Genomic DNA, 24,109 nt, shown 5'->3' with positions numbered 1-24,109 from the left:
ATCGGCTGGCAGCGCGGTCTGAGGTAGTCGCCGCAACGCCTCGCGAACGACCGGCTCCACGGCGCGACCCCGCCAGGCCGTCCAGCTTGCCTTCATCCGCTGCAGGGTTTGGTCTCCGCGTCCGCGCTCGATTTCGGGCAGGTAGGGGCCGAGGAAACTCAGCCAGAATCTCAAGTGCGGATCGGCGATCGAATACCTGGTCTCTCTCGAAGGCTTCGTCGACAGGGGAGTGGCTACGTCGATCATCCGCTTGCCGGTAAGCAGCCGCAGGGCGCGGGCCATCGATGCGGTGGGCAGGTCACCCGCGGCTCGGCTGATCAAGGAGTGGGTTCGTTCGCCCGACCCGATGGCTCCCAACACGAGCCGCGCCAGCGCGTCGCCGGGAAACTCGGCTGCCAATGACCGTTCCCCGCTGACGATGAGGGCCGACGTTGGATCTGGGATCGCTTCTGCCAAATAGTCCTGAAGTGTCGCACCGCGAGGCCATTCGTCGAGGATCAACGGAAGGCCGCCCGAGACCAAGTAAGCATCGATTGCCTCGGCAGCGGGCAGATCAAGCAGCTCTGAAACGTCAGCAGGGCTCAACGGAGGAACGATCATTTCGGTGGCGCGCTGGTGAAATGGTCTGCCGTAGGCGTTTAGGGCTTCCATCATGGCCAGGTCGGAGCCAATGCAGATCAACAGGACCGGGCGCCGGGAGAATTCACGATCGAAGATCTTCTGGAGTGTCCCTTCAAAGCCGGTGTCGTTGCCGATGAGATAGGGCATCTCGTCGAGCACCACCACGGCGGGCTGGTCGGAGGGAAGGGCGCTCGCTAGGAGGCTAAGGGCCGCATCCCAGGTACCCGGTGACTGATCGGCGAAAAGGTGCGCAGAGGGCAGGCTCGACTGCCTCACCGCTTGGACGAACAAGTCGATGTCTGCCGCGGCGGTGGACTGGGCTGATGCTGTGTAGAAGACCTGGGCGACGCCTGCTCGCTGGATGAACTCTTCGACCAGGCGGGACTTGCCCACGCGGCGTCGTCCGCGGATGAGCAGGGCACGGCCGTGCCGTCCGGTTCGCCCACCGTCGGTCACCCGCTGAAGCAGGCGCTCAAGCGCGGCGAGCTCGCCGGAGCGCCCAACAAATCCATCCACTCGTCGAGGATACATCCATTTTTGGTAGTACCAAATTTGGAACTACCAAAAATGAGAGTCTTCTCTAGATCATGCTAGCGGGCCTACTTCGGCTTCGAGGGCTTGGCGCAGGTCGCGGCCGGAGATGGTGGCGCGGGCGTGTTCCAGGATGGGGGCGAGGAAGACGTCCGGGCCGGGGCGGCCGGCGAAGAGCGAGACGAACTCGGTGGCAATCCTTCCGGCCGGCGAGGGTTGGAGGGGGGCGCGCAGCTGCAGGCCGCGGACGGCGGCGAGCAGCTCGACCGCGAGCAGGCTGGTCAGGTTGTCCAGGACGCGGCGCAGTTTGACGGCCGCGGCCCAGCCCATCGAGACGTGGTCCTCCTGCATGCCGCTGGTCGGGATGGTGTCGACAGACGCGGGCGAAGCGAGTCTGCGGTTCTCGGCGACTATCCCGGCGGCCGTGTACTGGGCGATCATCAGGCCCGAGTTGACTCCCGCGTCAGGGGTGAGAAACGGTGGCAGGGAACGGGATCGGGTGACATCCAGGAGCCTGTCCACGCGGCGTTCGCTGATCGAGCCGATCTCGCAGGCGGCGATGGCGAGGAAGTCCGCGGCGAAGCCGAGTGGTGCGCCGTGGAAGTTGCCCGTCGACTCCACCCTTCCATCGGGCAGCACGACCGGATTATCGGCGACACTCACCAGCTCGCGGGCGGCGACGCCGCGGGCGAAGTCGAGGGTGTCGCGGGCCGCGCCGGCGACCTGTGGCGCGCAGCGCATCGAGTAAGCGTCCTGGACAGCGTGTTCGAAGTCGTCGCGGTGGCTGTCCATGATGGCCGAGTTTTGCAACAGCCGGAAGATGTTGGCGGCGCTCAGCCCCTGCCCCGGGTGGGGGCGGATGGCGTGGATGGACGGATGAAACGGCCGATCCGTGCCGAGCATCGCTTCGATCGAGAGGGCGGCCGTGACATCGGCCATGGTGCACAGGTGGGCCAGGTCGTCATTGGCGAGGATCAGCATGCCGAGCATTCCGTCGGTACCGTTGATCAGCGCCAGTCCTTCCTTGGAGGACAGCTCGATCGGGGTGAGCCCGGCTGCCATCAACGCGTCGCCGCCGTTGATGCGATGTCCGTCCTTGCCCAGCACCCATCCCTCGCCCATCAGCACCAGCGCGCAGTGCGCGAGCGGGGCCAGGTCACCTGATGCGCCAAGGGAACCGTGCTCTGGTACCCAGGGAGTGATGTCATGGTTTAAAAGGTCGACGAGCGCCTGAACGATGATGTGGCGCACTCCGGAGTGGGCGAGGGCGAGGCTTCTGATGCGCAGCAGGATCATGGCGCGCACCACTTCCCGCGGCATCGGCGCACCGATGCCGGCGGCGTGGGAGCGGATCAGCGCGTGCTGCAGCTCGGCCCGGCGCTCGGGTGAAATGAACGTGTTGGCCAGGGCGCCGAAGCCGGTGGAGATGCCGTAGACGGGACGGCCGTCGCGCTCGATGGAGTCCACAATGGACCGGCTCTTCGTCATCGCCGCTATCGCGTCGACGCTCAAAGAAACTGTCGCTGATTCACGCGCTACCGTGAGCACGTCAGCGGCGCTGACCCCGTGGTGGTTGACGACGACTGTCATTGCGGCACTCCTATGCGCAGAACTTTCTTAACCAGGGGCACGCCCGGCCGGTAGGCGAGGTGCAAAGAGCTTGGGGCGCCGAGGATGACGAGATCGGCCTGGGCGCCCACGCCCAGATGGCCGATATCGTTGCGACGCAGGGCTTTGGCACCGCCCATGGTGGCCGACCAGAGTGCCTCGGCGGGAGTCATCCGCATGTCCCGCACCGCGACCGCGATGCAGAAAGGCATCGATGAAGTGAAGGAGGAGCCTGGGTTGCAGTCGGTGGCCAGCGCGACCGTCGCGCCGGCATCGATGAGCCGCCTGGCGTCGGGGTAGGGCGCGCGCGTGGAGAACTCGCATCCGGGCAGCAGGGTCGCCACCGTGTGCGAGGACGCCAGCGCGTCCACATCCTCGTCGGCCAGATGGGTGCAGTGGTCTGCGCTCGCACAGTCGAGCTCGACCGCCAGTTGCACGGCTTTGCTCATGGTGAGCTGATTGGCGTGAATGCGGGGCTGAAGCCCCTTGGCCATGCCCGCGGTGAGGATCGCCCGGCTCTCGTCGACGTCGAAGGCGCCGCGTTCACAGAACACGTCGATCCATTTGGCATGTGGCGCACAGGCTTCCAGCATCGCTCCGGTCACCAGACCCACGTAGTCAACGTCGGGTGAGGGTTTGATGTGTGCGCCCAGATACGTGGTCTCGGTGGTGAGCGTGGAGGCGATGCGCAGGCTGCGCGCCTCATTCTCGACGTCGAGGCCGTAGCCGCTCTTGATTTCGATGGTGGTGGTGCCTTGCCGCATCGCCTCGGCGACGAGGCGCGAAGCGTTGCGCGCCAGCTCTTCGTCGCTGGCGGCCCGGGTGGCGGCGACCGTGGTGCGGATGCCGCCCCCGGTATAGGGCTCGCCCGCCATGCGTGCCGCGAACTCGTGCGCGCGGTCGCCGGCGAAGATGAGGTGGCTGTGGCTGTCGACGAAGCCGGGCATCACGGCCGCGCCGCCGGCGTCGAGCCTTTCGTCGGCGGCGGGCGCATTCGCTGACGAGCCAACCCATTCCACGCGATCGGAGACGATGATCGCGTCACCGATGTCGTCAGAGAACGTGGTCAGCTCGCCGATGTTGGTGATCAGTAGAGTGCGCATATCGCCTCCCGCAACTCGTAGGGCACGTCGATGAACGCGTGCTCGCCGTCGCGGACTATCTCGCGGCCGTCGACCATCACCTGCCGGATGTCGGCGGGTGAGGCGGCGAAGAGGATCCCCTCGGGGTCGATGCCCGCTGTCCGGGGGGTGTCCAGGGCCACGGTGACAAGGTCGGCGCGCTGGCCCACCTCGATGCGGCCGGTGTCTGTCCAGCCGAGGCTGTCGTGGGCGGTGGCCGCGTCGAGCAGCTCGGCCGCGCTGAAATGGCCCCGCGCTTGGGAAGCGAGCCGCTCGTTGAGTTCCAGCGCCCGTGCTTCCTCGAAGAAGTCGATTACCGCGTGGCTGTCGCTGCCGAGGGTGAGGCGTGCCCCGGCTGTCTTCAGGGCCGGGGCGGGGCCGATGCCGTCTCCGAGATCTCGTTCTGTGGTGGGACAGAAGCAGGCGTAGGCGGTACCCAGAAGATTGATATCGGTTTGGGACAGATGGGTGGCGTGGACCGCGGTGAAACCCTCCTGCAGCACGCCGTGCTCTTTGAGCAGCTCGGTGGGGGAACAGTGGTGCAGAGCCCGGCAGGCGTCGTTTTCAGCGCGCTGTTCGGAGACATGGGCGTGGATCGGCCCGTCGAACTCGGCCACCGGCCACATCTGCGCGGGCGGGACAGCCCGCACCGAATGGACGGCCGCACCGATGATGGTGCCCGTCAGGCCCGTGACCCGCTGCGCCCAGGTCTCGGCGTCACCGTCGCTGAAGCGTAACTGGACACCTTCGGGCGATGCTCCATCTACATTGGATGTCAAATACAGGGAGTCGATCAGAGTGATCCGGATACCGGCGTCGGTGGCCGCCCGGATCAGCGCGTGGCCCATGGCATTGGGCTCCTCATACCGGATCCCGCCCGGGCCGTGGTGCAGGTAATGGAATTCGCCTACCGTGGTGATTCCCGCGAGCGCCATTTCGGCATAGGTCGCCCGAGCGAGCTGGTAATAGGAGTCGGGGTCGAGCTTGCCGGCGACGTGATACATCTGCTCGCGCCAGGTCCAGAACGAGCCGCGGTTGGCGTGGGTGCGCCCGCGCAACGCCCGATGGAAGGCGTGCGAGTGGGCGTTGGCGAAACCGGGCAGGGTCAGCCCTTCCCGGTGAATGCCTTGGCGCCCATGGCTCACTGTCGTGATGCGCCCATCGGCGATCTCGATTTCCACATCGGGCGCCGGCCCGGCTGGGAGCCACGCATAGTCACACCAGATCTTGTATGTGTCGCCTAACATGTGAGATCCCGGAGCACCCGGGCGAGGGCCGCCACGCCGGCCTCGCAATCGGAGTCGGTCGCGTGTTCGGTGGGGGAGTGGGAGACGCCGGTCGGGTTGCGCACGAACAGCATCGCTGTCGGCACGTGCGCGCTGAGCACGCCCGCGTCATGGCCTGCACCCGTTGGCAGGATTGGAGCATCGTCGAGAACCTTGGCCAGCCTGTCCCGCAGCTCAGTGTCGAAGAGTGTTTCACCCGACACCGATTCGGTGGTGAGTTCCACCGAAGTACCGTCCCTTTTGGAGCGTTCCTGGGCCTTTTCGAAGACGGCCGAGACTAAATGGTCGACGGTGTCCGTGGCAGCCGCGCGAGCGTCGAGCCACGCACTGACCCGGCTCGCGATCCCGTTGGTGGCGTTGGGCTGCACCGAGACCCGCCCGATGGTGGCGTGCGCCCCGCGCTGACGGGCCTCCTTGTTGGCGGCGAGCACGGTGAAGGCGAAGGTGATCATGGGATCGCGGCGATCGGCCATCAGCGTGGTGCCCGCGTGGTTGGGCTCGCCGGTGAAGTCGAGCCGCCAGCGGCCGTGCGGCCAGATCGCGCTCGCCACTCCAACCGGCTGGGTCAGCGCCCGGCCCTGCTCGATGTGCAGCTCGATGAAGCAGCCGATGCGGGCGAGAATGTCGTCGCGCCGCCCGGCCGGAGTGATGACCTCCTGCAGACGCACCCCGTCGCGGTCGCTCAGGTCGATTGCCGGGTCGACCGCACCGGTCAGCAGCCGCGAGCCCAGGCAGGCCAGCCCGAACCGGGAGCCCTCCTCCTCGGCAAAGACAGCTATGCCAATGGAGCGTTTCGGTTTCATGTTCTGTGAACGGAGTTCGTCGACGGCAAGTAACGCGCTGACGATCCCAAGTGGACCGTCGTAGGCGCCGCCCTGGGGGACGGAATCGAAGTGGCTTCCGGTCACGACGGCATCGCCACCGGATCCCCACCACGCGAAGATATTGCCGTTCCCATCCTCTTCCACATCAAGGCCGCGTTGCTCTGCCTGGGCGCGGAACCAGGCCCGCAGCTCCAGGTCGGCCGGTGTCCACGCGTAACGCAGGTAGCCTCCGGTGTGGGGATCCCGCCCGATATGAGCGATCTCCTCGAGGAGCCTCATGATTCGCTCATCGGGACGCGCACGTGCTTGTCCTGGGCCACTGTCAGGGCCAGGTCGTAGCCGGCGTCCACATGGCGGATGACACCCATCCCAGGATCGTTGGAGAGCACCCGCTCGATCTTCTCGGCGGCCAGGTCGGTGCCGTCGGCCACGGTCACCTGACCCGCGTGAATCGACCGTCCAATGCCGACTCCACCGCCGTGGTGGATGCTCACCCAGGAGGCACCGCTGGCCGTGTTGACCAGGGCGTTGAGCAGCGGCCAGTCGGCTATGGCGTCCGAGCCGTCGAGCATCGACTCGGTCTCCCGGTAGGGCGAGGCGACGCTGCCGCAGTCCAGGTGGTCGCGGCCGATGACGATCGGCGCCTTCACCTTGCCGCTGGAGACAAGCGAGTTGAACTCCAGCCCGGCCCTGTCCCGCTCGCCATAGCCCAGCCAGCAGATGCGCGCGGGCAAACCCTGGAAGGCGACCTTCTCCTGCGCCATGCGGATCCACCGCGCCAGCGATTCGTTCTCCGGAAACAGGTCGAGCACGGCCTGGTCGGTGGCGGCGATGTCCGCGGGATCGCCGGAGAGCGCGGCCCACCGGAACGGGCCCTTGCCTTCGCAGAACAGCGGTCTGATGTATGCGGGCACGAAGCCGGGGAAGGCGAAGGCACGCTCGAATCCGCCGAGCTTGGCCTCGCCACGAATCGAGTTGCCATAGTCGAAGACCTCGGACCCGGCGTCCATGAAACCCACCATGGCTTCGACGTGCTTGGCCATGCTGGCGCGGGCCCGGTCGGTGAACTCCTCGGGCTTTTTGGCCGAATAGTCGGGCGCATCACCGAGATCGATGTCCTCGGGCAGATAGCTCAGCGGGTCGTGCGCGCTGGTCTGATCGGTGACGATGTCGATCTGGACGCCGCGGCGCAACAGCTCCGGGAAAACGGTTGCCGCGTTGCCCACGACCCCGACGCTCAGCGGCACCCTTTCTCGCTTGGCGGCCTGCGCCTGCGCCAGCGCGTCATCCAGGTTGTCGGCGACGACATCGAGATAACGGGTCGCGACCCGCTTCTCCAGCCGGGCGCGATCGACGTCGACGATCAGGCAGGCGCCGCCGTTCATGGTGACCGCCAACGGCTGTGCCCCGCCCATGCCTCCGCAGCCCGCGGTCAGCGTGAGCGTCCCGGCGAGCGTGCCGCCGAACCTCTTGGCCGCCACAGCAGCAAACGTTTCATAGGTCCCCTGCAGAATCCCTTGGGTCCCAATGTAAATCCATGAACCGGCTGTCATCTGCCCGTACATGGTGAGGCCGAGGTGTTCGAGACGGCGGAACTCGGGCCAGGTGGCCCAGTCTCCAACCAGATTCGAGTTGGCCAATAGCACTCGCGGAGCCCATTCGTGGGTCCGGAAAACGCCGACCGGCCGTCCGGATTGGACAAGCATCGTCTCGTCGTTCTTCAGGGTGGTAAGGGTGCGGATGAGGGCGTGGAAGCTGGGCCAGTCCCGAGCCGCCTTGCCGGTGCCCCCGTAAACCACGAGATCCTGCGGGCGCTCCGCCACGTCGGGGTCGAGGTTGTTACACAGCATCCGGATCGCGGCTTCCTGTGGCCAACCTTGCGCGGTCAGGCTTGTGCCCCTCGCCGCGCGAATAATCTGCTCCATTGAAGTCACTCCACAAACAGGTGTCGTCGGGATGCGGAAAGTTCAAAATCCTCAAGCCGTCTCTGGGTCGTGCTTGGATCGACATCGCTAATGGCCTGCAGCAGCACCATGGTCAGCGCCATGGGGGCGGTGTGCATGTCGAAAAGCAGCTGCGATCCGACCGAGGCGACCAGGGTGAGGTCGGCCAGCTCCGCGGCCGGGCTCACCGGTGAATCGGTGATCACGACGATGGCAAGGCCGAGACGGCGGGCCTCTGCCAAACCATCGAGCATTTCTCTTGGGTACCGGGGAAGCGCATAGGCGAGCACAGCGCTGGCTCCGCAGCCGGCCGCCTGCTCGAGCCGCTCGGCCAGCAGGCTGCCCCCGTGGTCGAGGACCCGCACCTCCGAGTGGATCTTCGAGGCGAAGTAGCCGAAGTAGCCGGCGAGCGGCGCGGCCGCCCGCAACCCGAGCACGGGCAGCGGCCGGCTAGCCGCCAACAGCCCTGCGGCCGCCTGAAGCAGCCGCGGATCGGCGAGCCCGTCGGCGAGCCGGCTCAGATTGTCCATCTCATCCCGGACAGCGCGTTGCAGGTCATTTCCGTCCTGTTCCCGCTGGGTGGGACGCCCAACCAGGTCGCGCAGGCGGCGTTTGAGCGCGGGGTAGCCGTCGAACCCGAGCGCTATCGCGAACCGGGTCACCGACGGCTGGCTGACCTGCGCCAACTCGGCCAGCTCGGCGGCGGACAGGTGCGGAACGTCCTCGGCCCGATTGACCAATTCCCGAGCGATGCGTCGCTGGGTCGGCGTCAAGCGCGTGGTCAGCACCAACTCGCGAACAGCATCATTCACGTCGCCACTGTATGCAAACTTTCATTCAGCCCGCAAGCGGGTTGGCCACTGAGACCATGATCGAATAATGGTCTCTCTCGGCAAATCTGATTGGATATCGGCGGCCGTAGATATCCTGGGTGATGGCGGTCGGTCCCTTTGTCCTATTTGGATGAGGAGGTGGCGAGCGTCGCCAAGATCTGACGGTTCCTCGAAACGGGTATTCTCGGTCGCATGCAGGTGAGCGCGATTCATACCTATCCCATCAAGGGCTGCCGGCGGCTTGACCACGATTCGGCTGTGGTGGAGCCGTGGGGGTTGCAGGGCGACAGGCGATGGCTGGTGACCGATCCCGACGGCGTGGCGGTCACTCAGCGCGAAGTGGCGACCTTGGCGTTGCTGCGGGCCAATCCCGGCCCGGATGGGCTGACGCTCTCCTATGCCGGGCGCGAGCCGTTCTTGGTACCACATATGAAGCCTGATGCCACAGCAGAAGGTGACGTCTTCGGAGCGAGGGTGGCGGCCACCCCGGCGGGCAAGGGGGCCGATGTGTGGCTGAGCGAGGCGCTCCAGCGGGACGTGAGGCTGGTATGGCTTGACGATCCGACCAGGCGGCTCATCGGCGGAGACTATGCGACGCCCAGCGAGACGGTGAGTTTCGCCGATGGGTATCCGTTGCTGCTGACCAACAATGCCTCGCTGCGTCAGCTCAACGAGTGGATGGACGAGCCGTTGCCGATGACGCGCTTCCGCCCCAATATCGTCATCGACAGCGACCGGCCCTTCGCCGAGGACGAGTGGACCGGCCGCTCTGTCCACATTGGAGAGATCGAGTTTCGGGTGGCCGAGCCGTGTGGCCGGTGCGTGGTCACCACCACCGACCAGGAGACGGGCGAGCGGGGCAAGGAGCCGCTGCGAGCCCTCGCCAAGCACCGCAATGTCGATCAAAAACTGCTCTTCGGCGCGAACCTGATTCCCGCGCAGCGGGGCGTGGTGCGGGTGGGCGATCAGGTCAGCTGAGCGGGAGCCACATCAGGATCTCGTCGCGGTCGTCGCCGGGAGCAAGCCGCAGCGCGCCCGGCAGGCGGCCGACCTCCTTGTAGCCCAAGGCGGCGTAGAAGCGCTCGAGGCCGAGGCCGCCGCGAACGGTCAGGAACAACCCTTCCCAGCCCATGGAACGGGCCACGTCTTCGGCCTCCCGCATCAGCAGCAGGCCGTAGCCGCGGCCCTGCGTCTGCGGGTGCACCATCACCCGTTTTACGGTGCGCCAATGCGCGGTGAGCTTGAAGCCGTACACGAAGATGAGCATCGCTACCAGCTGGCCGTCTTCGTCGTAGCCGAGCAGGATCTGGTCCTCGCCGGAGGCGATCCTGGCCAGCGCAGGTGCGGCCACGGCGGCGACGTCGTCGCGGGTGACCGGGGCGACGAAGCCGACCGCCCCGCCCGCGTTGGTGACCTGAAGCCAGAGGTCGACTATTTCTTCTTTGAGGCTCTCGGTGAGGTTGGGTTCGGTTTCGAAGCGCACATGATCAAGCCTAGCCTTCGTGCTCCAGGGCGGCTTCGGCAAGCTCCGCCAACGAGTCCGAGTCCATCTGCCGCGCTTGCGCCCCGGCCACCGCGAGCCAGGCCATGTGCAGGCTGCCGTCGATGCCGACGGTGGCCGACCAGCGCGTCGCGGTGGGATGGGTGACCACGACCGCGACCCCCACCCGGCGCAGGCCGGCCAGCTGGGCGTCGAGCTCGAGAAGCTGGGCGGTGTGCTCGCCCCACGGGTCGGCGATGAACAGCAGATGGGTCAGCCAGCTCGCCTCGGTCATGTTGTTGAGGCGGGCCAGCATGATGTCGGCGATATGCGACTCGCGCAGGATCGCCGCGTTGGCGGCGGCGCGCTTGCTCAGCCGCGCGATGGCCTCGGGGATCGAGGCGCCCACCCTTACCCGTCCGGGGTTGAGCGAGGCGAGATAGCGGGTGTCGGCGTTGTTGAGGCCGCAGATCTGCACCGAAGCGCCGTCGGCCCAGGGCGCGGTGGCCGCCTCGGTGGCCAGGCAGCGCAGAAGGTTGTCGCAGCCGATGGGGTCGCCCGTGATCGAGAGCAGGCCGGTGCGCTCGCAGTCGACAAGCAACTCGCCGCCCTGCGGCCAGGTGGCGAAGGTCAGCAGACCGGGCAGGGGAGAGGGCGCCCAGCTCGAGTCGGGCAGCTTGACCGTGGCCGGCAGCGACCACGTGTTCTGCCAGCGCTCCTCATACGGCTCGGGCGGGTCGTCACAGGGCGAGGTGAGAATGATGGCGAGATCGCCACCGTTCTGCCACGCGGCGGCGATGTCGGGCATGTCCGAGGCGACCCGGCCACGCAGCCCGACCGCGAGCCGGCGCAGCCCGGCGTCGAGCCGGTCGGCCGCACGGTGCTTGGCGCTCTGCCGGGCGGCATAGGTGTCGATGCTGTCGTCGACCGGCAGGAAACTCTGCATGGGCCGGTTGCGGCGGATCCGCGACTGCCTGCGCCGCCGGATCTGACGCCGGCGCACGATCACGTGTGCGGCCAGCACGCTCGCCGCGGCGATGCCGGCCCCGGCCGCCAGCGGTGCGTGAGCGCCCTTCTTGCTCTCGTCCTCCTCAGCCGGTGCGGCGTTGGCCGGGGCTTGGTTGCTTGGCTGCACGCTCGGCCGCGTTGTTGGCTGCGAGCTTGGCGGAGGGGGAGTCGGAGCCTTGGTCGCCGTAGGTGGCTTTGATGGTGGTGGCGGAGGAGGTGGTGGCGGCGCTGGGAGAGCGGGCTGTTCCGCGGCGGGCGGCGGCTGGCTTCCGGCGGAGATTAGCTGTCCGGTGGCGTGGCTCATGATGCCGCGGTCCACCGCGCGGGCCGGAAGGTTCAGCTGCCAGCCGGGCTCGATGTGGTTGGGATTGCGGATCAGTTCCTGGTTCAGCGCGGCGATCTCGCGGTAGCGGTCGAAGTTTCCCGTGAAGCGTTCCGCGATGCGGCCCAGGTAGTCGCCCTTCATGACGACATAGACCTGGGTTTCCTTGACCTGTTGGTAGGGGCGCGGCTGGGGCACGGAAACCGTTTTGGTGATTGAGGATTTGGCGGGTACCGGGGCCGCCACCATGGCATGGGCCACGCTCGCGCCGGCGAACACAGCGATCATCGATCCGACCAGAGCGGCGGCGACCTTCTGCTGGACCTTCATGCCGGGGATCCGCCGCGCGCGCCGCCCCCGCAACTGGGCGGGGATCTCGATGAGCACACTGATGGTGAAGGTGGCCCAGGCCAGCCAGCCCACGATGGTCAGCACCCGCAGGAACAGGTCGCCGTTGTCGGGCGAGGTCAGCGCGGCGACCAGCTCGTCGATGCTGGGTACGTGCTTGGGCAGCGGGTTGCCGGCGACACGGTAGAGAAGCCAGGGCGTGCCCGCGGCGATGGCGACAGTGATAGCCAACGCGAATAGGCCGGCGATGAAGCGCCTCAACCAATTCATGGCAACACCCTTCTATCCAATGAGGAGCGTCGCGGTGGCGACCCCGGTCGCCTGCCATTTCGCTCCCCCGATGAACTCAAGTCCGGAGGGATTCGCATAGGTGATGACGGCGGTGACCGTGAGCTGGGTGCGGTCGGCCGAGACGGTGACGCTGCCGGTGGCGCCCGCGGCGTTGAGATAGTCCAGGGCTGCGGTGCGGGCTCGGGCCGGGTCGATGACCTTCGCTCCGCCGCTGATCGCTGCCCCGGTTTCGATGGCCGACCCGGCGGCACGGGCCGCTTCCGCGGCGACGTTGTCGGCCCGCTGGAAGGCGCGGATCCGGCCGCCGCCGACGATGACCAGCCCGAGCATGGCGACCCAGGCCGGGGCGATGATGGCGAAGAAGATGGTCACCTTGCCGCTGTCGCGAGTCACCATGGCGTCAACCCCTTGCCCGGTAACGGTCCAGCGGACTGACGAAGCTGGAGGTGAGGGTGGTGCTGCCGGGCATCGTCGGCAGGGCGACGTCGGAAAGCATGGCGACGCATGTGACGGTCACCGTCACGGTGGCCGGCTGGCCGACCGGGACGAAGAAACCGTTCGTGTTGGCCGTGACCGTCAGGCTGGTACAGGTGATGCCCTGCGAGCTGAACGAGGCGCGCGCAGCGTTGGTTGCCGCGGGCTGGGCGGCAGCCGCGGTGCGGGCCAGGCTCGCTGTGCGCGCGGCGTCGTAGGCGGCGGAGTCGGCCGCTTGCAGGGCAAGGGTTATCCGGCCCGCGATGACCACGGCCGCGAAGAACCCGATGACCGCGGGCGTGAGGATGGCCAGCTCGATGCTTGTCGCGCCTCGCTCGCCCCCTCTCATGACACGAACCTTTCCACCGGCCCGCTCGCGCTCTGGGTGACGTTGAAGGTGAGCCCTGGAATGATGGTCTGTGCCTTGCCGGTCACGGTCACCGTGGCTGTGGTCGCCGTCGACGAGTAGGTGACCGTTGGATTGCGCAATCCACCCCCGACTCGGCCGAGAAAGTCGTTGGCCTTGTTGACCCCTGCGTTGGCCGGGGCGTTGTAGGCGCGGGCGGCGTTGGCCCCCTGGGTCGCGGCCGCCAGCGCAGTCGAGCGGGCGTAGAAGACAAAAGCCGCCTGGACCACGATGAACGTGAGCACCAGGATGGGGAGTGCGAGCACGGCAAACTCGACCGGCCCGCCGCCTCGATCGGCTTTGTGTTTCATCGCCATTACTTCGGAATCTTGTTGACCCAGCCGGTGGCGACCTGAAGGATGCCCGCCGCGAGTATCACGGCCCCAGCCGAGATCAGTGCGATCATGATGATGTGGGGGATGGGACCTTCGCCGCGATCCTGCTTTAACATCTCAATCCGAGTGGCCAGTTTGAGAAACATCGGTTTTCCTCTCTACCTGTTGTTGAGAAGGCTTGCCATCAGGGGGTATCCGACAAGCACCAGAAGCACGATGACGAGCATGGTGGATGGTATGTCCAATTTGGAGGTACGGGTTTTCGCCGTCTCCAGGGCGCGGACCCGGATCTGGTCACGCAGCGACGATGCCTGCGCCCGAAGCGTTTGGTAGACCTGCGCACCGTCGGATCCGGCGCTGCGCATGATGTCGGCGAAACTGGCCAGCTCCACCACATCGATGTCGAGCGCCAGCGACTTGAGCTCGTCCCAGGGCGGGCGCATTTGAAGCTGGGCGGTCAGCAAAGCCGTCCGCAGCCGAACGTAGGGCCAGCCCTTGCAGATGCCGGCCGACCTTTCCATGGCCTCCACCGCGCCGTGCCCCGATCGCACCTGATGCGCGGTCAGCGCGGCATAGGTGCACAGGGCCCGGGCGAATTCGGCCCGAGCCGATCTGGCCTTGGTTCGCATGTCCCGATGGGCCAGCAGCGCCGCGCCGCCGCAGATCACCACCGTCAGCGCGAGCGGAATCGTGAACGGCAGCGGGAAGCCGAAGAGAAACGCGAAGATCGTAATCATGGCGGGCAGGATCAGCGCCAGCGCCCCGGAAAGCACGATGGACATCAGATGGCGTTCTTGGGTGCGGCCGAGGATGGCCAGATCCGCGTCGTGCTTGGGCTTTTCCGGCGCCACGGTCGCCACCGAGGGCGAGGCGGTGGGCGGGTGCAAGCGTTTGAGGGCCGGGCCCAGCGCGGGCGTGGTCGGCACGAACTGCACGGCGAGCAGGAAGAGCCCGTAACCGGTGACCGCTCCGGCCGTCACCGCGACGGCCAGCCAGAAGTTGAATATCATCGCTCTCCCTCCGCTCTGAGCAAGCGGGGAAGCTTGTCCGGGAGGGACAGTGAACGGATCCAGAGCATCAGGCCGACGTAGAGCGCGGCCATCGCCACGAGGATGAACTGGCCGAGCAACGACCGGTAGGGAGTGGCGTAGGTGGCGTTGACGGCGCCGAACGCGAGGACCACCACGGTCGCGCCGGTGAGGAACCTTACCGTGTAGCGGGCGCTGGCGCGCTCACTGTCGGCCGTCGATCGCGTCGCGATCTCCTCGGACAGGCCGTGCGCGATGTCGGAAAGCGAGTTGTGCAAACCTTCTCCGGCGTCGGACAGCTGCAGAATCAGCGGTGCGACCACTTCATCGGCGCTGTAGTCGTCGAGGTCGTCGGCGAAGGCGCGCAGAGCCAGACCCGGATCTGTTCCGGCCTGCATGCGCGCCGCGAGCGTCTTCACCTCGACCGCGAGCAGGGGTGGCGCTGTCCTTGCCGTGGCAACGATCGCGGCCTGCAGGCCGATGCCGTTGCGCACGTAGTCGCTGACCCGCCTGGTCCACGCCTCCAGCGCGCCCAGCCGGGCGATGGCCTTCTTCTCCGCCGTCGCCGCGGAGAAAAGCCATGGCACGCCTGGGATCGCGATGGCGACGATGAGACCGCCGACCGGCCATCGGGTCAGCACCCAGGTGAGCGCGCCCACGGCGACCGCGACGATCAGGAGCGTCTGGTGGGTGCGCCGCTGGGCGACGGTGCGCCCCGAACCGGACCAGAACTTGCGCAGCCACAGCCGCAGCGGGGACGCCGGGCCCGGCGGTTTACGGGTGCCGACGAAAAAGACGATGGACAGGGCGATTCCCGACCCCAGCAGGAGGATCGAGAAGACCGCGAGAAGTCTCGTCATTTGCGCACCCGCTTGGTGTGCAGCTCCCGGGTCCACGCGCCCCGGTTGTTGGCGCCCGCCTCGATGTAGGCCACCAGCTCGCGAGGGTCGTAGCCGACGTCCATCAGATCGTCGCGGATGCGCTCGGGCAGATGCTTGGGCACCGCCCGGCCGTCCGGGCCGGGGCCGAAGATGGTGGTGGTGACGACGCGATCCTCGCGCATCCCGCCGACCTCGATGACATGCGAGACGAACCGGTGCTCGCCGCCGCCGATCGCGCGCTCGTCCACGACCGCGGTGTAGACGATGAGGTCGATGCCCTGCGCCGCCATCCGCAGCGCCTGGTCCGCGCCGATGTCGTTGCCGTAGGAACAGGCGAGCTGAACGATCGAGTCCATCACCTCGCGCGCCTGCCGGGCGTGGATCGTGCACATGGCGCCCCGGCTGACCGTCATCGCGCGCAGCATCGGCACGATCTCCCGGCCGCGGGTCTCACCCACGATCACCCGCCTTACCCCGAGCCGCTGGGTGATGGGCATCATGTCGTGCAACGTCTTCTCACCGCGCCGCTTGCCGTTGGCGTCGTACTCACCGTGCCCCTGCAACGCTTCCAGACTGATCACCCAGTTGGCCCCGACCGGCTCGTGCAGGCCGAGCTCGCGTGACTCCTCGAGGGTGATGTAGGGCTCGGCGGCGGGAATGGTGCGCCCGAGCGCGCGCAACAGGGTGGTCTTTCCGGAAGCGGCGAGCCCGGCGATCATGATGTTGGCGCCCGATTCCAAGGCTTTGGCCAGGAACCTGTACAGGAGATGGTCGATCATCCCCCAGCGGTCGCGCAGCTCCTCCAGCGAGGCGTTGAACAGGGTGTGCTTGCGGATGTAGACCACCGGGCGCGGGGAAACCTTGTACAGCACGGTCATTCGCGACCCGTCGGGCAGCTGCATGTCCAGCTCCGGGTTGGACTCGGAGAGTTGGCGTTCGGTGGCGGCCACCCGCATCGCGAGCACCTGCAGCATGCTGATCAGCTCGTCATCGCTGTCGGCCACCGGATCGCCGATGCTGCGCGAGCCGTCGGGGTGGTGCAGCAGAACCTGGTCGCAGCCGATGATGTGCACGTTGGTGATGTGCGGATCGTCCAGCAGCCGCTGCAGCCGCCCGGCCCCGAACATGCCGGCCACCACGGCATCGAGCAAGGCGTTCTCCTGCGCCGGGCTCACCGGCTGCCCGGCGTGCGCCATCGCCCTGGAATAGTCGGCCACGATCTCCCGGCCCACCCGCTGGGCAAGCTCTCGCCGGTAGGACGGGGTCACGTTGGCGGAGTCGGCAAGCAGGTTGGTCAGCGCGTCGGTGACCCTGTTCTGCAACAGGCGGACCACCGAATAGTCAAGGGGCAGTTTCGCCGGCGGCGGGAAATGGGTGTGGCCATTGTGCCGAACCGGCTCCGGCTCGGGCTGCTGCGGCATCGGTACAAAACGAGGGATCGTCATCGGATCACCGGTATCGAGTCGGTGTCCCGTCGCGCCAGCGAGTTCATCGCGCCGCGGCGGCTGGCCAGCGCGGTGTGGACACTGCGGTAGCCCGCGATGGCCGAGCGCATCAGCGGCCCGCGCATCCTTCCCTTGCCCTCGCCGCACAGCGCCGCCGCCGTGCTCGTGTCCCAGGCCAGTCTCATCAGCACGGGCACCTGAAGGTTGTGCACCACCTCGCGGGTGGTGATGCCGTCGCCCACCAGAACCAGCCCGAGCCTGTCCTCATCGGGCAGCTCGCGGCGCAGCCGGTTAATGGCGGGGATCGCGGGCGAGATGGTGCGAATCGACTTGGGCCGCAACACCAGCAGCACGAGATCCGCGCTAGCCAGCAACGGTATTGGTGGAAAAGGAGCGGCAAGGCGGCCACCGTCGACGATGACCGTCGGTGGCAGCGTGGAGAAGAACTCGCCCAGCCTTGCCCAGCCCGGGTTCAGCGAGGCGGCCTGCGCCGGATCGCTGATGCCGGGCAGCACCATCCGTTGCTGCCGTGGCGAATCGAGGTCGATCAGCTGGCCCGCCAGGTCCATGTCGGCCGTCCCGCGCACCGCCGATCCGGCCAGCGGCAGGATGCCGCGATCGCTTGGCAGCTCGTACTTGGACAGATAGCCGGAAAGCAGATCACCGCCGGCCGGGTCACACTCGGCCAGCAGCGTCGGCGCCGGCCACGTCAGCGTGCAGGCCAACGCGGCCGTCGAGACTCCCGGCGAGCCCTTAGCCGAAACCATGGCGATCAGAGGCATGGTGTCAGTTCCCGGCTAGCGCGATGACGATGCGATCGTCGGAGGCGAGGGCCGCCACCGTCGGGGCATCCGCCGTGGTGACCTCCACGTTGATCAGCATGAGGCCCTGTTTCGTCCCGGGCTTGAGATCGATCACGGTCGCGTTGAAGGTGCGCGGGGGCACCAGATCCGCGGCTGTGGCGCCTTCCTTGTCGGGCAGGATCACCTGGTTCTTCGGCGGAACCACGACCAGCAGCACGTTCACGCCCACGTCCAGGCGGGACGAGGGCATCTGATCCTCTTCCAGGCCAAGGCCGATCAGCTGGTGGCCGGGCGCCGGGATCGGGATCTCGGTCACCTGATCCATGGTGAGCAGGGTTCCCGGTACCAACGCCATCACCGCGTGCTTGCCGATGACGCTGCCGGCCCGGGAGGACGGGATCGGCTTGAGCCCGATGGCATCGTTCACGCGAATGATCATCAGATCCTCCGCGGAAATCTTGCCGCCTTTGCCCACTTCGCGAGCCACGCCCAGAAAGTCGTGTGTGGAGCCCATCCGTTGTGCCACATAGCCGGCCGTGAGCGCACCCGCGATGATGAGCAGGACGGCCAGAGCGCCCTGCATCACCGATCGCCTTCGTGGCGCGCTTTTCACCACGCCGAGACTCGGCGCGCCCGCCGGTCTGGTGGTCGTCGAAACTGTCATCCTGTGACCACCTGTAGCTCGTTGACGCGAATGGACGTGGTGCTGGTTCGGTCGATGCTGACCGTTCCGCTACGGCCGCCGCCGGACCAGGTGACGTTCCATCTGGTGGTGGCGGTGATGGTGAAGCGGCCGCTGGAGGTGGCGCGGGACGGCCACGTGTATCTGTGCCCGCAGTTGGGCGAGGTCTTGTCGCCGAATGCCGGGTTGTAGGGCGCGCCCGCAGTGTTGCAGCGCACCACCGTGCCGTCGCCCATGTTCCAGTCGATGTAGCGGGCTCTGGCGGTGGCGGTCACCGACAGCCCCGGGACCGAGGCGGTGGCCGAGGACGGGCCCCAGGTCTGCGCATTCTGCGCGGTCCACATCCAGACGGGCAGACCGACCAGGCCCGAACCGGCCGGGTCCGGGGCCAGCCCGATCGCCGGGCCGGTGATGGGCAATCGGTTAATCGCTTGCAGGGCAAGGCTTAGCGGCGACGGAAGCCCGCCGTATCCGGGCGGCGAACTGGTCAGGTAGCGGAAGCGTTCCAGCACCCAGCCGGCCGAGCTCCCCTGCCAGCAATACACCGAGTACATGAACCCGTTGGCCGGGTTGTTGCCGCCCCACAGCGGGTCGTCGATGGCCAGATCGAGACGCCGGTAGTAACAGGCGTCGGTGTGGTTGAACCAGCCCATGCCCTGCCGGAAACACGAGATCCAGCCCAGCTGCTCGTGCAGGCAGCGGGCAGCGCCGCCGCCCCCACCCCCGCCTCCTCCGCCGCCACCCCCACCGCCGCCACCACCGGTGACGATGATGACGCAGGGGCCATTGTCGGGCGGGCAGTAGATGTAATCGGCCGAGGCGGCCTGTGGCAAAGCCACCACCAATCCGGTGACGAGGAACAACCCGGTCATCAGTTGAACAATCAGGCGGCGGGCTAACATGACGACGCTCGGTCGGCTTGAGATTGCACCCAGCGCCATTGGCCATCGGGGAATAGGCCGGCCCTAAGCGTTACCGGATAACGCTTATTCTGATTGGGCGCGGCCACCGATTTGCGGGTGGTCTTATCGACCGAGTCCACGGCGGTGTCGTCGACACACGACTCGATCAGGATGGAGGTCGAGCTGACGGACACGACGCGGCGCAGCGAGACCTTAGGCTCGCCGGTGCGCACGATGCCCTGTTCACTCATGAAATCAAGGTCTCTTTCAAGCGCCGCGAGAAACTGTCCCGCGGCGTACTCATAGAGTGGGCGCTTCGCGGGGTCGTCATCCCAGTTATAGGTACCGGTTTGAGCAGCTTTTATATAGATCGTATTTAGCTTCGTGTAACTGGCCCAGACCGCGTCGACCGCGGCCTGGTCATCGGCGGTAAGCCGAATTCCTGGAGAGGTACGAATGTTGACTTTTGTTGGCTCGGCGGCAACGTCGTCGACCCGGGTGGATTGGCACCCGGCCAGTAACAGCGGTAGCGCCGCGGATATGGCGACAAGTTTTGGGTACATCCGACCCCCTCGTCGTTGGTGGGGTTGCGCTCCCGAGGGCCGATCGTACGATGATTCTCACCTATGTAACAAGGGGTCGATGGTGTCCATACGTACAGCATTCATTTTCGGATCATCGGCCGCCTTCGCAGGTCAGCCGCAGGTCAAGGCATGAGTCCGGTCTGGACCGTGACCGGTTTGTTAACCGGCGTCCTGCTCTCCCCGGTTCTGCGGGGTCAGATGTTTTTACATTCCGTCCCGAATGGCGAGCCATGGCGCACACGATGTCAAAGTTGCGACCATCGAATTCGGTTTATTCGATGGAATGCACGCTGTTCCAGCTGCGGAATCCGAATCGGTCCGCCCCCGGTCACCGTCGAGCTGGTGACCGGAGCTGTTCTAGCCCTTTTGATCTGGCGTGTGAATGATCCGTTGGCACTGGCCGCTTTGGTGTGGATCGCGTTGGTGGGAGTGGTTCTGGCGTTTGTGGACTTCTCTGTGCATCGGCTGCCCGATCGGCTGACTTTGCCCGCGTTCGCAGGTGCGGCCGTATTCTTCGCCGCGGCCAACTTGGCACACTTTGCGTGGGCTCTGCTCGGTAGCCTCGCTCTGTCCGGGTTGTATCTGGTGCTCGCTCTGGCCAACCCGGCCGGCATGGGTCTTGGCGATGTCAAGCTCGCGTTGAGCCTTGGCCTGGCCCTCGGCTGGTTCGGTTGGCTGGCCGTGGTTTACGGCGCCGCGAGCGGCTTTCTGCTCTCCGGGATCTTTGCCGCGGCGATGTTGCTGTCGGGCAAACTCACCCGTAAGGACTCCATTCCGCACGGTCCGTTCATGCTGCTCGGTACGCTGGCCGCGATCACCTGGCTTACGTGATCACTGCGCGGCGCCCTCGTCGTCGATGGCGGCGAGCAGCTGGTTGAGCCGGCGCAACCCCAGCCGCAGCCGGGACTTGGCCGTCCCCTCCGGGATGGACAGGGTCAGCGCCACCTGTCTATAGGTGAAGCCTTGGTAGTAGGCCAGCACGATGGCGGCGCGGTGGGCCGCGGGGAGGGTGTCGATCGCGTCGCGCACGCAACCGGCAAGTTCCTTGCGCAGCACCGCCTCCGCGGCGTCCTCGGCCAACCCCACCTCGGCGAGGATCGCCATCGCGGCGGACTGCCGCTGGGACCGGCGCACCTGATCTATGGCCTTGTTGCGGGCGATGGTGCACAGCCACGAGCGCAGCGCGCCGCGGTGGGGGTCATAGGCTTCGGGCCGCCGCCACAGCTCAAGGAAGACCTCTTGCACGACATCCTCGGCGGCCGGTACGTCGCCCAGGATCCGGCGGGCGGTGGCGTGCACGGCCGGGGCGTGAAGCCCGTACGCCCTCGCGAATTCCCCCGCGTCGCGATCGTTCATGCCCCTGCTTCGCGGCGACCGCTGACGGGGCTTGGTGCATGTAAAGATTTCGACTTACAAGAGCTTTAAGCGGCGGATTCCTCTAGGGCCCGGATCAGTTCGGTGACCCGGCGCAGGCTGCCCCGGACTCGTTCGGTCCAGTCGTTGTCGCCCAACAGGATCAGCGTCTCGCCGCCGAGGAACGCCAGGCCGATGAGGGTCGCGATATCGGCCGCGGTGAAGGGGCCTAGTGAGCCGAAGCGGGTTTCGGCCTCGCGGGCCACGGTCTCCAGGAGGTCCATCCAGCTCTGTAACATGCCCAAAACCTGTTGGGCCACAGCATCATCGGACCAGCCCGCGGCGACCATCTCCTGCAGCACCCGCACATACCCGGAGGCGAGGTCGTCGTCGAGGAACTCGCAGGCCTGTTCGTAGCGCTGCCAGAGGGGAGCGGTCGCAGCATACATCTGCCGTTGCCGCCCGACCAGCAGCTGGTTCTCGTAGTCCAGCAGCGCGAGCACCATGCCGCGCTTGCCGCCGAAGTGATAGTGGATCTGGCTGAGGGGAACCCCGGCCCGATCGGCGACCTTGCGGGTGGACAGGCCGGCGTAGCCGTCGGCCAGCAGGCACGTCCGGGCCGACTCCATGATCATGGTTGAGGTTTCCACCTCGGCGCTCCTCTTGCTCGGTCGATCGACCGAATGTTACCGTACAGAAATTCGGTCGATCGACCGAATTTGAGCTGTGAGGGACTTCAGATGAGGGCACGCAGCGCGGACGCCGAAGGTTTCGTCGAGCACGACGGCGTGCGCATCCACTACGAGGTCTACGGCGACGCCGAACAGACCCTGCTGCTCATGCCCACCTGGACCATCATCCACAAGCGATTCTGGAAGGGCCAGATCCCTTACCTGGCACGCCATCACCGGGTCGTCACCTACGACGGGCCCGGCAACGGAAGCTCCGACCGTCCGCTCGACCCGTCCGCCTACGGGCATGAGGCCCAGGTGGCCTACGCGCTCAAGGTGCTCGACGCGACGGGCACCGACCGGGCGGTGCTGGTCGCGCTCTCCATGGCCGCGGTCTGGGCGGTGGACCTGGCCGCCAACCACGCCTCCCGGGTCGAGGCGGCTGTCCTGATCGGATCGTCGGTTCCGGTGCCCACGCGCGGCCTGGCCCCGCGCCCGCAGATCGAGATCGACGATCCGGCGCCGGAGCTGCCACCGTCTGGAGTTCCTTTGCTGGCAACGGATCCCGTCGAGCACTGGGCCAAATACAACCGCGAGTACTTCCTGAACAGCTACGACGACTTCCTCTGGTTCTTCTTCGGCCAATGTTTCAGCGAGCCACACTCCACCAAGCAGATCGAGGACTGCGTCGGATGGGGCCGGGACACCTCGGGCTCGGTGCTCATCGCCGACAGCCATCGCAGCGCGCCCGGCCCGCAAGCCTTCGAAGAGTGGTGCCGGAGCATCACGAGACCGATGTTGTTCATTCATGGCGACGAAGACCGGATAAGCCCCCTGCTGCGCAGCGAGATCATGGCGGAATGGACCGGCGGGGAGCTGGTGGCCATGCGGGGCGCGGGCCACATCCCGCTCGCCCGCGACCCGGTGAAGGTGAACCTGCTCCTGCACGAATTCGCCGCCCGGCTCCTCCCGGCCCTGTCGTGGTGGCAGAGCCCGGCCGTGTCGCGGGAACAAAGCCCGGCCGTGTCGGGGGAGCAGAGCCCGGCTGTGTCGCGGGAACAAAGCCCGGCCGTGTCGCGGGAGCAGAGTCCGGCGCGAGGGCGGACCTGGGCGCGGTGGAGTCACCGGCCCAAGCGGGTGCTTTACCTGTCGTCGCCGATCGGGCTGGGCCACGCCCGCCGTGACGTCGCGATCGCCGCGGCCCTGCGGGAGCGGCACCCGGGCCTCCAGATCGATTGGCTCGCCCAGCATCCCGTGACGCGGGTGCTGGCCGAGCACGGCGAGCGCGTCCACCCGGCCAGCCGTTGGCTCGCCAACGAATCCGCCCACATCGAGGACGAGGCTGGCGAGCATGACCTGCATGCCTTCGAGGCCATCCGGCGGATGGACGAGGTGCTCGTGGCCAACTTCATGATCTTTCATGATGTCGTGCAGGAGACCTCCTACGACCTGGTGATCGGCGATGAGGCCTGGGATGTGGACCATTTCTTACATGAGAACCCGGAGCTCAAACGTTTCAGCTACGCCTGGATGACCGACTTCGTGGGCAACCTGCCCATGCCCGATGGCGGACAGCGCGAAGCGCTGGTGGCAGCGGACTACAACGCCGAGATGATCGAGCACATTGCCCGGTACCCACGGATAAGGGATAAGGCAATTTTCGTGGGCAATCCCGACGATGTGGTGGGCGGCGCCTTCGGCCCGGGCTTGCCGCTGATTCGCGATTGGACGCAGCAGCACTACGATTTCGCCGGCTACGTCACCGGTTTCGACCCGGCCGCGGTGGCCGACCGGGAAGCTTTGCGCGCGCAGCTGGGCTATCGGCCCGACGAGCAGGTCTGCGTGGTGACCGTCGGCGGTTCGGGCGTTGGCGAGCATCTCCTGCGCCGGGTCGTGGCGGCGTTCGATGAGACCGCTCAGCGGGTGGCCGGGCTGCGGATGGTGGTGGTCACCGGGCCACGGATCGACGCCGGGAAGATCCGGGCGCGCCGGGGTCTGGAGGTGCACGCCTTCGTCCCGGACCTCTATCGGCATCTGGCTGCCAGCGACCTGGCCATCGTCCAAGGTGGACTGACGACCTGCATGGAGCTGACCGCTTCGGGGCGGCCGTTCCTCTACATACCGCTGCGTCATCACTTCGAGCAGAATTTCCATGTGGCCCACCGGCTGAGCCGCTACCGCGCCGGGCAGCGGCTCGACTACGACGAGCTGACGCCCGAGGTGCTGGCCGATGCCATCGCCAAACAGATCGGTCGCGAAACGGCTTACCTGCCAGTGGAAACCGATGGCGCCCAGCGCGCGGCCAATCTGCTGGCCGCGCTGCTGTGAC

The 24,109-nt window shown here is 66.8% G+C and carries 25 protein-coding genes; 3 read left to right on the top strand and 22 right to left on the bottom strand.

Annotation, left to right across the window (positions count from 1 at the left end; genetic code table 11):
• The 7 genes from Rhe02_RS25325 to Rhe02_RS25295 all read right to left on the bottom strand — a co-directional run.
• Positions 1-1,137 (bottom strand): ATP-binding protein (locus tag Rhe02_RS25325; RefSeq protein WP_239124041.1); only part of this gene is annotated, 1,137 nt, incomplete at its 3' end.
• Between the two features lie 69 nt (positions 1,138-1,206).
• Positions 1,207-2,742 (bottom strand): histidine ammonia-lyase, encoded by a 1,536-nt coding sequence (gene hutH / locus Rhe02_RS25320; RefSeq protein WP_203910836.1) that lies wholly within the window; start codon positions 2,740-2,742, stop codon positions 1,207-1,209.
• Entirely contained in the window at positions 2,739-3,863 is a 1,125-nt protein-coding gene (gene hutI, locus Rhe02_RS25315; RefSeq protein WP_203910835.1) for an imidazolonepropionase, read from the bottom strand. Before hutI ends, hutH begins: the two co-directional genes overlap by 4 nt.
• Positions 3,848-5,128, bottom strand: coding sequence for a formimidoylglutamate deiminase (locus Rhe02_RS25310; RefSeq protein WP_203910834.1), 1,281 nt, complete (start codon positions 5,126-5,128; stop codon positions 3,848-3,850). Before Rhe02_RS25310 ends, hutI begins: the two co-directional genes overlap by 16 nt.
• Positions 5,122-6,270 carry an allantoate amidohydrolase gene (locus tag Rhe02_RS25305; RefSeq protein ID WP_203910833.1) on the bottom strand — a complete coding sequence of 383 codons (1,149 nt, stop codon included), beginning with the start codon at positions 6,268-6,270 and terminating at the stop codon, positions 5,122-5,124. The genes Rhe02_RS25310 and Rhe02_RS25305 overlap by 7 nt, the downstream gene beginning before the upstream one ends.
• Positions 6,267-7,916, bottom strand: coding sequence for a urocanate hydratase (gene hutU / locus Rhe02_RS25300; protein WP_203910832.1), 1,650 nt, complete (start codon positions 7,914-7,916; stop codon positions 6,267-6,269). Before hutU ends, Rhe02_RS25305 begins: the two co-directional genes overlap by 4 nt.
• Positions 7,917-7,921: 5 nt before the next feature.
• Complete coding sequence (locus Rhe02_RS25295; RefSeq protein ID WP_203910831.1) at positions 7,922-8,746, bottom strand: MurR/RpiR family transcriptional regulator; 825 nt, start codon at positions 8,744-8,746, stop codon at positions 7,922-7,924.
• Between the two features lie 213 nt (positions 8,747-8,959).
• On the opposite strand from Rhe02_RS25295, the gene Rhe02_RS25290 reads away from it, so the two are divergent.
• Positions 8,960-9,745 carry an MOSC domain-containing protein gene (locus Rhe02_RS25290; protein WP_203910830.1) on the top strand — a complete coding sequence of 262 codons (786 nt, stop codon included), beginning with the start codon at positions 8,960-8,962 and terminating at the stop codon, positions 9,743-9,745.
• On the opposite strand, the gene Rhe02_RS25285 is transcribed toward Rhe02_RS25290, so the two are convergent.
• The 13 genes from Rhe02_RS25285 to Rhe02_RS25225 are packed head-to-tail and all read right to left on the bottom strand — an operon-like array spanning position 9,738 to position 19,735.
• The gene (locus Rhe02_RS25285; protein WP_203910829.1) at positions 9,738-10,250 is read right to left on the bottom strand and encodes a GNAT family N-acetyltransferase; all 513 of its coding nucleotides are present in this window, start codon (positions 10,248-10,250) and stop codon (positions 9,738-9,740) included. The genes Rhe02_RS25290 and Rhe02_RS25285 overlap by 8 nt on opposite strands.
• Positions 10,251-10,260: 10 nt before the next feature.
• The gene (locus tag Rhe02_RS25280; protein WP_203910828.1) at positions 10,261-12,195 is read right to left on the bottom strand and encodes a LysM peptidoglycan-binding domain-containing protein; all 1,935 of its coding nucleotides are present in this window, start codon (positions 12,193-12,195) and stop codon (positions 10,261-10,263) included.
• A 12-nt stretch (positions 12,196-12,207) separates the two neighbouring features.
• Positions 12,208-12,612 carry a hypothetical protein gene (locus Rhe02_RS25275; protein ID WP_203910827.1) on the bottom strand — a complete coding sequence of 135 codons (405 nt, stop codon included), beginning with the start codon at positions 12,610-12,612 and terminating at the stop codon, positions 12,208-12,210.
• Positions 12,613-12,616: 4 nt separating this feature from the next.
• The gene (locus Rhe02_RS25270) at positions 12,617-13,039 is read right to left on the bottom strand and encodes a TadE/TadG family type IV pilus assembly protein (protein ID WP_203910826.1); all 423 of its coding nucleotides are present in this window, start codon (positions 13,037-13,039) and stop codon (positions 12,617-12,619) included.
• Positions 13,036-13,407 (bottom strand): TadE family protein, encoded by a 372-nt coding sequence (locus Rhe02_RS25265; RefSeq protein WP_203910825.1) that lies wholly within the window; start codon positions 13,405-13,407, stop codon positions 13,036-13,038. The genes Rhe02_RS25270 and Rhe02_RS25265 overlap by 4 nt, the downstream gene beginning before the upstream one ends.
• A 5-nt stretch (positions 13,408-13,412) precedes the next feature.
• Entirely contained in the window at positions 13,413-13,577 is a 165-nt protein-coding gene (locus Rhe02_RS25260; protein WP_203910824.1) for a hypothetical protein, read from the bottom strand.
• 12 nt (positions 13,578-13,589) lie between these two features.
• Complete coding sequence (locus Rhe02_RS25255; protein WP_203910823.1) at positions 13,590-14,441, bottom strand: type II secretion system F family protein; 852 nt, start codon at positions 14,439-14,441, stop codon at positions 13,590-13,592.
• A complete protein-coding gene (locus tag Rhe02_RS25250) occupies positions 14,438-15,319 on the bottom strand; it encodes a type II secretion system F family protein (RefSeq protein ID WP_203910822.1) in 882 nt (293 codons plus the stop codon). The genes Rhe02_RS25255 and Rhe02_RS25250 overlap by 4 nt, the downstream gene beginning before the upstream one ends.
• Complete coding sequence (locus Rhe02_RS25245) at positions 15,316-16,785, bottom strand: TadA family conjugal transfer-associated ATPase (protein ID WP_203910821.1); 1,470 nt, start codon at positions 16,783-16,785, stop codon at positions 15,316-15,318. Before Rhe02_RS25245 ends, Rhe02_RS25250 begins: the two co-directional genes overlap by 4 nt.
• Positions 16,782-17,567 (bottom strand): P-loop NTPase family protein, encoded by a 786-nt coding sequence (locus tag Rhe02_RS25240; RefSeq protein WP_203910820.1) that lies wholly within the window; start codon positions 17,565-17,567, stop codon positions 16,782-16,784. Before Rhe02_RS25240 ends, Rhe02_RS25245 begins: the two co-directional genes overlap by 4 nt.
• 4 nt (positions 17,568-17,571) lie before the next feature.
• The gene (locus Rhe02_RS25235) at positions 17,572-18,252 is read right to left on the bottom strand and encodes an SAF domain-containing protein (RefSeq protein ID WP_203910819.1); all 681 of its coding nucleotides are present in this window, start codon (positions 18,250-18,252) and stop codon (positions 17,572-17,574) included.
• Positions 18,249-19,142 (bottom strand): hypothetical protein, encoded by an 894-nt coding sequence (locus Rhe02_RS25230; protein WP_203910818.1) that lies wholly within the window; start codon positions 19,140-19,142, stop codon positions 18,249-18,251. The genes Rhe02_RS25235 and Rhe02_RS25230 overlap by 4 nt, the downstream gene beginning before the upstream one ends.
• A gap of 23 nt (positions 19,143-19,165) precedes the next feature.
• Positions 19,166-19,735, bottom strand: coding sequence for a hypothetical protein (locus Rhe02_RS25225; protein WP_203910817.1), 570 nt, complete (start codon positions 19,733-19,735; stop codon positions 19,166-19,168).
• A gap of 399 nt (positions 19,736-20,134) precedes the next feature.
• On the opposite strand from Rhe02_RS25225, the gene Rhe02_RS25220 reads away from it, so the two are divergent.
• On the top strand, positions 20,135-20,587 hold the full coding sequence (locus Rhe02_RS25220; RefSeq protein WP_203910816.1) for a prepilin peptidase: 453 nt from the start codon (positions 20,135-20,137) through the stop codon (positions 20,585-20,587).
• Here Rhe02_RS25220 and Rhe02_RS25215 read toward each other — a convergent pair whose 3' ends face one another.
• Positions 20,588-21,112, bottom strand: a complete 525-nt coding sequence (locus tag Rhe02_RS25215; RefSeq protein WP_203910815.1) for an RNA polymerase sigma factor — start codon at positions 21,110-21,112, stop codon at positions 20,588-20,590.
• Positions 21,113-21,177: 65 nt separating this feature from the next.
• Positions 21,178-21,759: a TetR/AcrR family transcriptional regulator gene (locus tag Rhe02_RS25210; protein WP_239124040.1), complete on the bottom strand. Its 582-nt coding sequence runs from the start codon at positions 21,757-21,759 to the stop codon at positions 21,178-21,180.
• 90 nt (positions 21,760-21,849) lie between these two features.
• Between Rhe02_RS25210 and Rhe02_RS49990 the strand changes: the two genes are divergently transcribed.
• On the top strand, positions 21,850-24,108 hold the full coding sequence (locus tag Rhe02_RS49990) for an alpha/beta hydrolase (protein WP_239124039.1): 2,259 nt from the start codon (positions 21,850-21,852) through the stop codon (positions 24,106-24,108).
• Position 24,109: the final 1 nt, after the last annotated feature.

The organism is Rhizocola hellebori (genome assembly GCF_016862955.1).
Lineage (GTDB): Bacteria > Actinomycetota > Actinomycetes > Mycobacteriales > Micromonosporaceae > Rhizocola > Rhizocola hellebori.
Note: the sequence above shows the minus strand (reverse complement) of the source record. Positions and strands in the feature narration are given on the sequence as shown.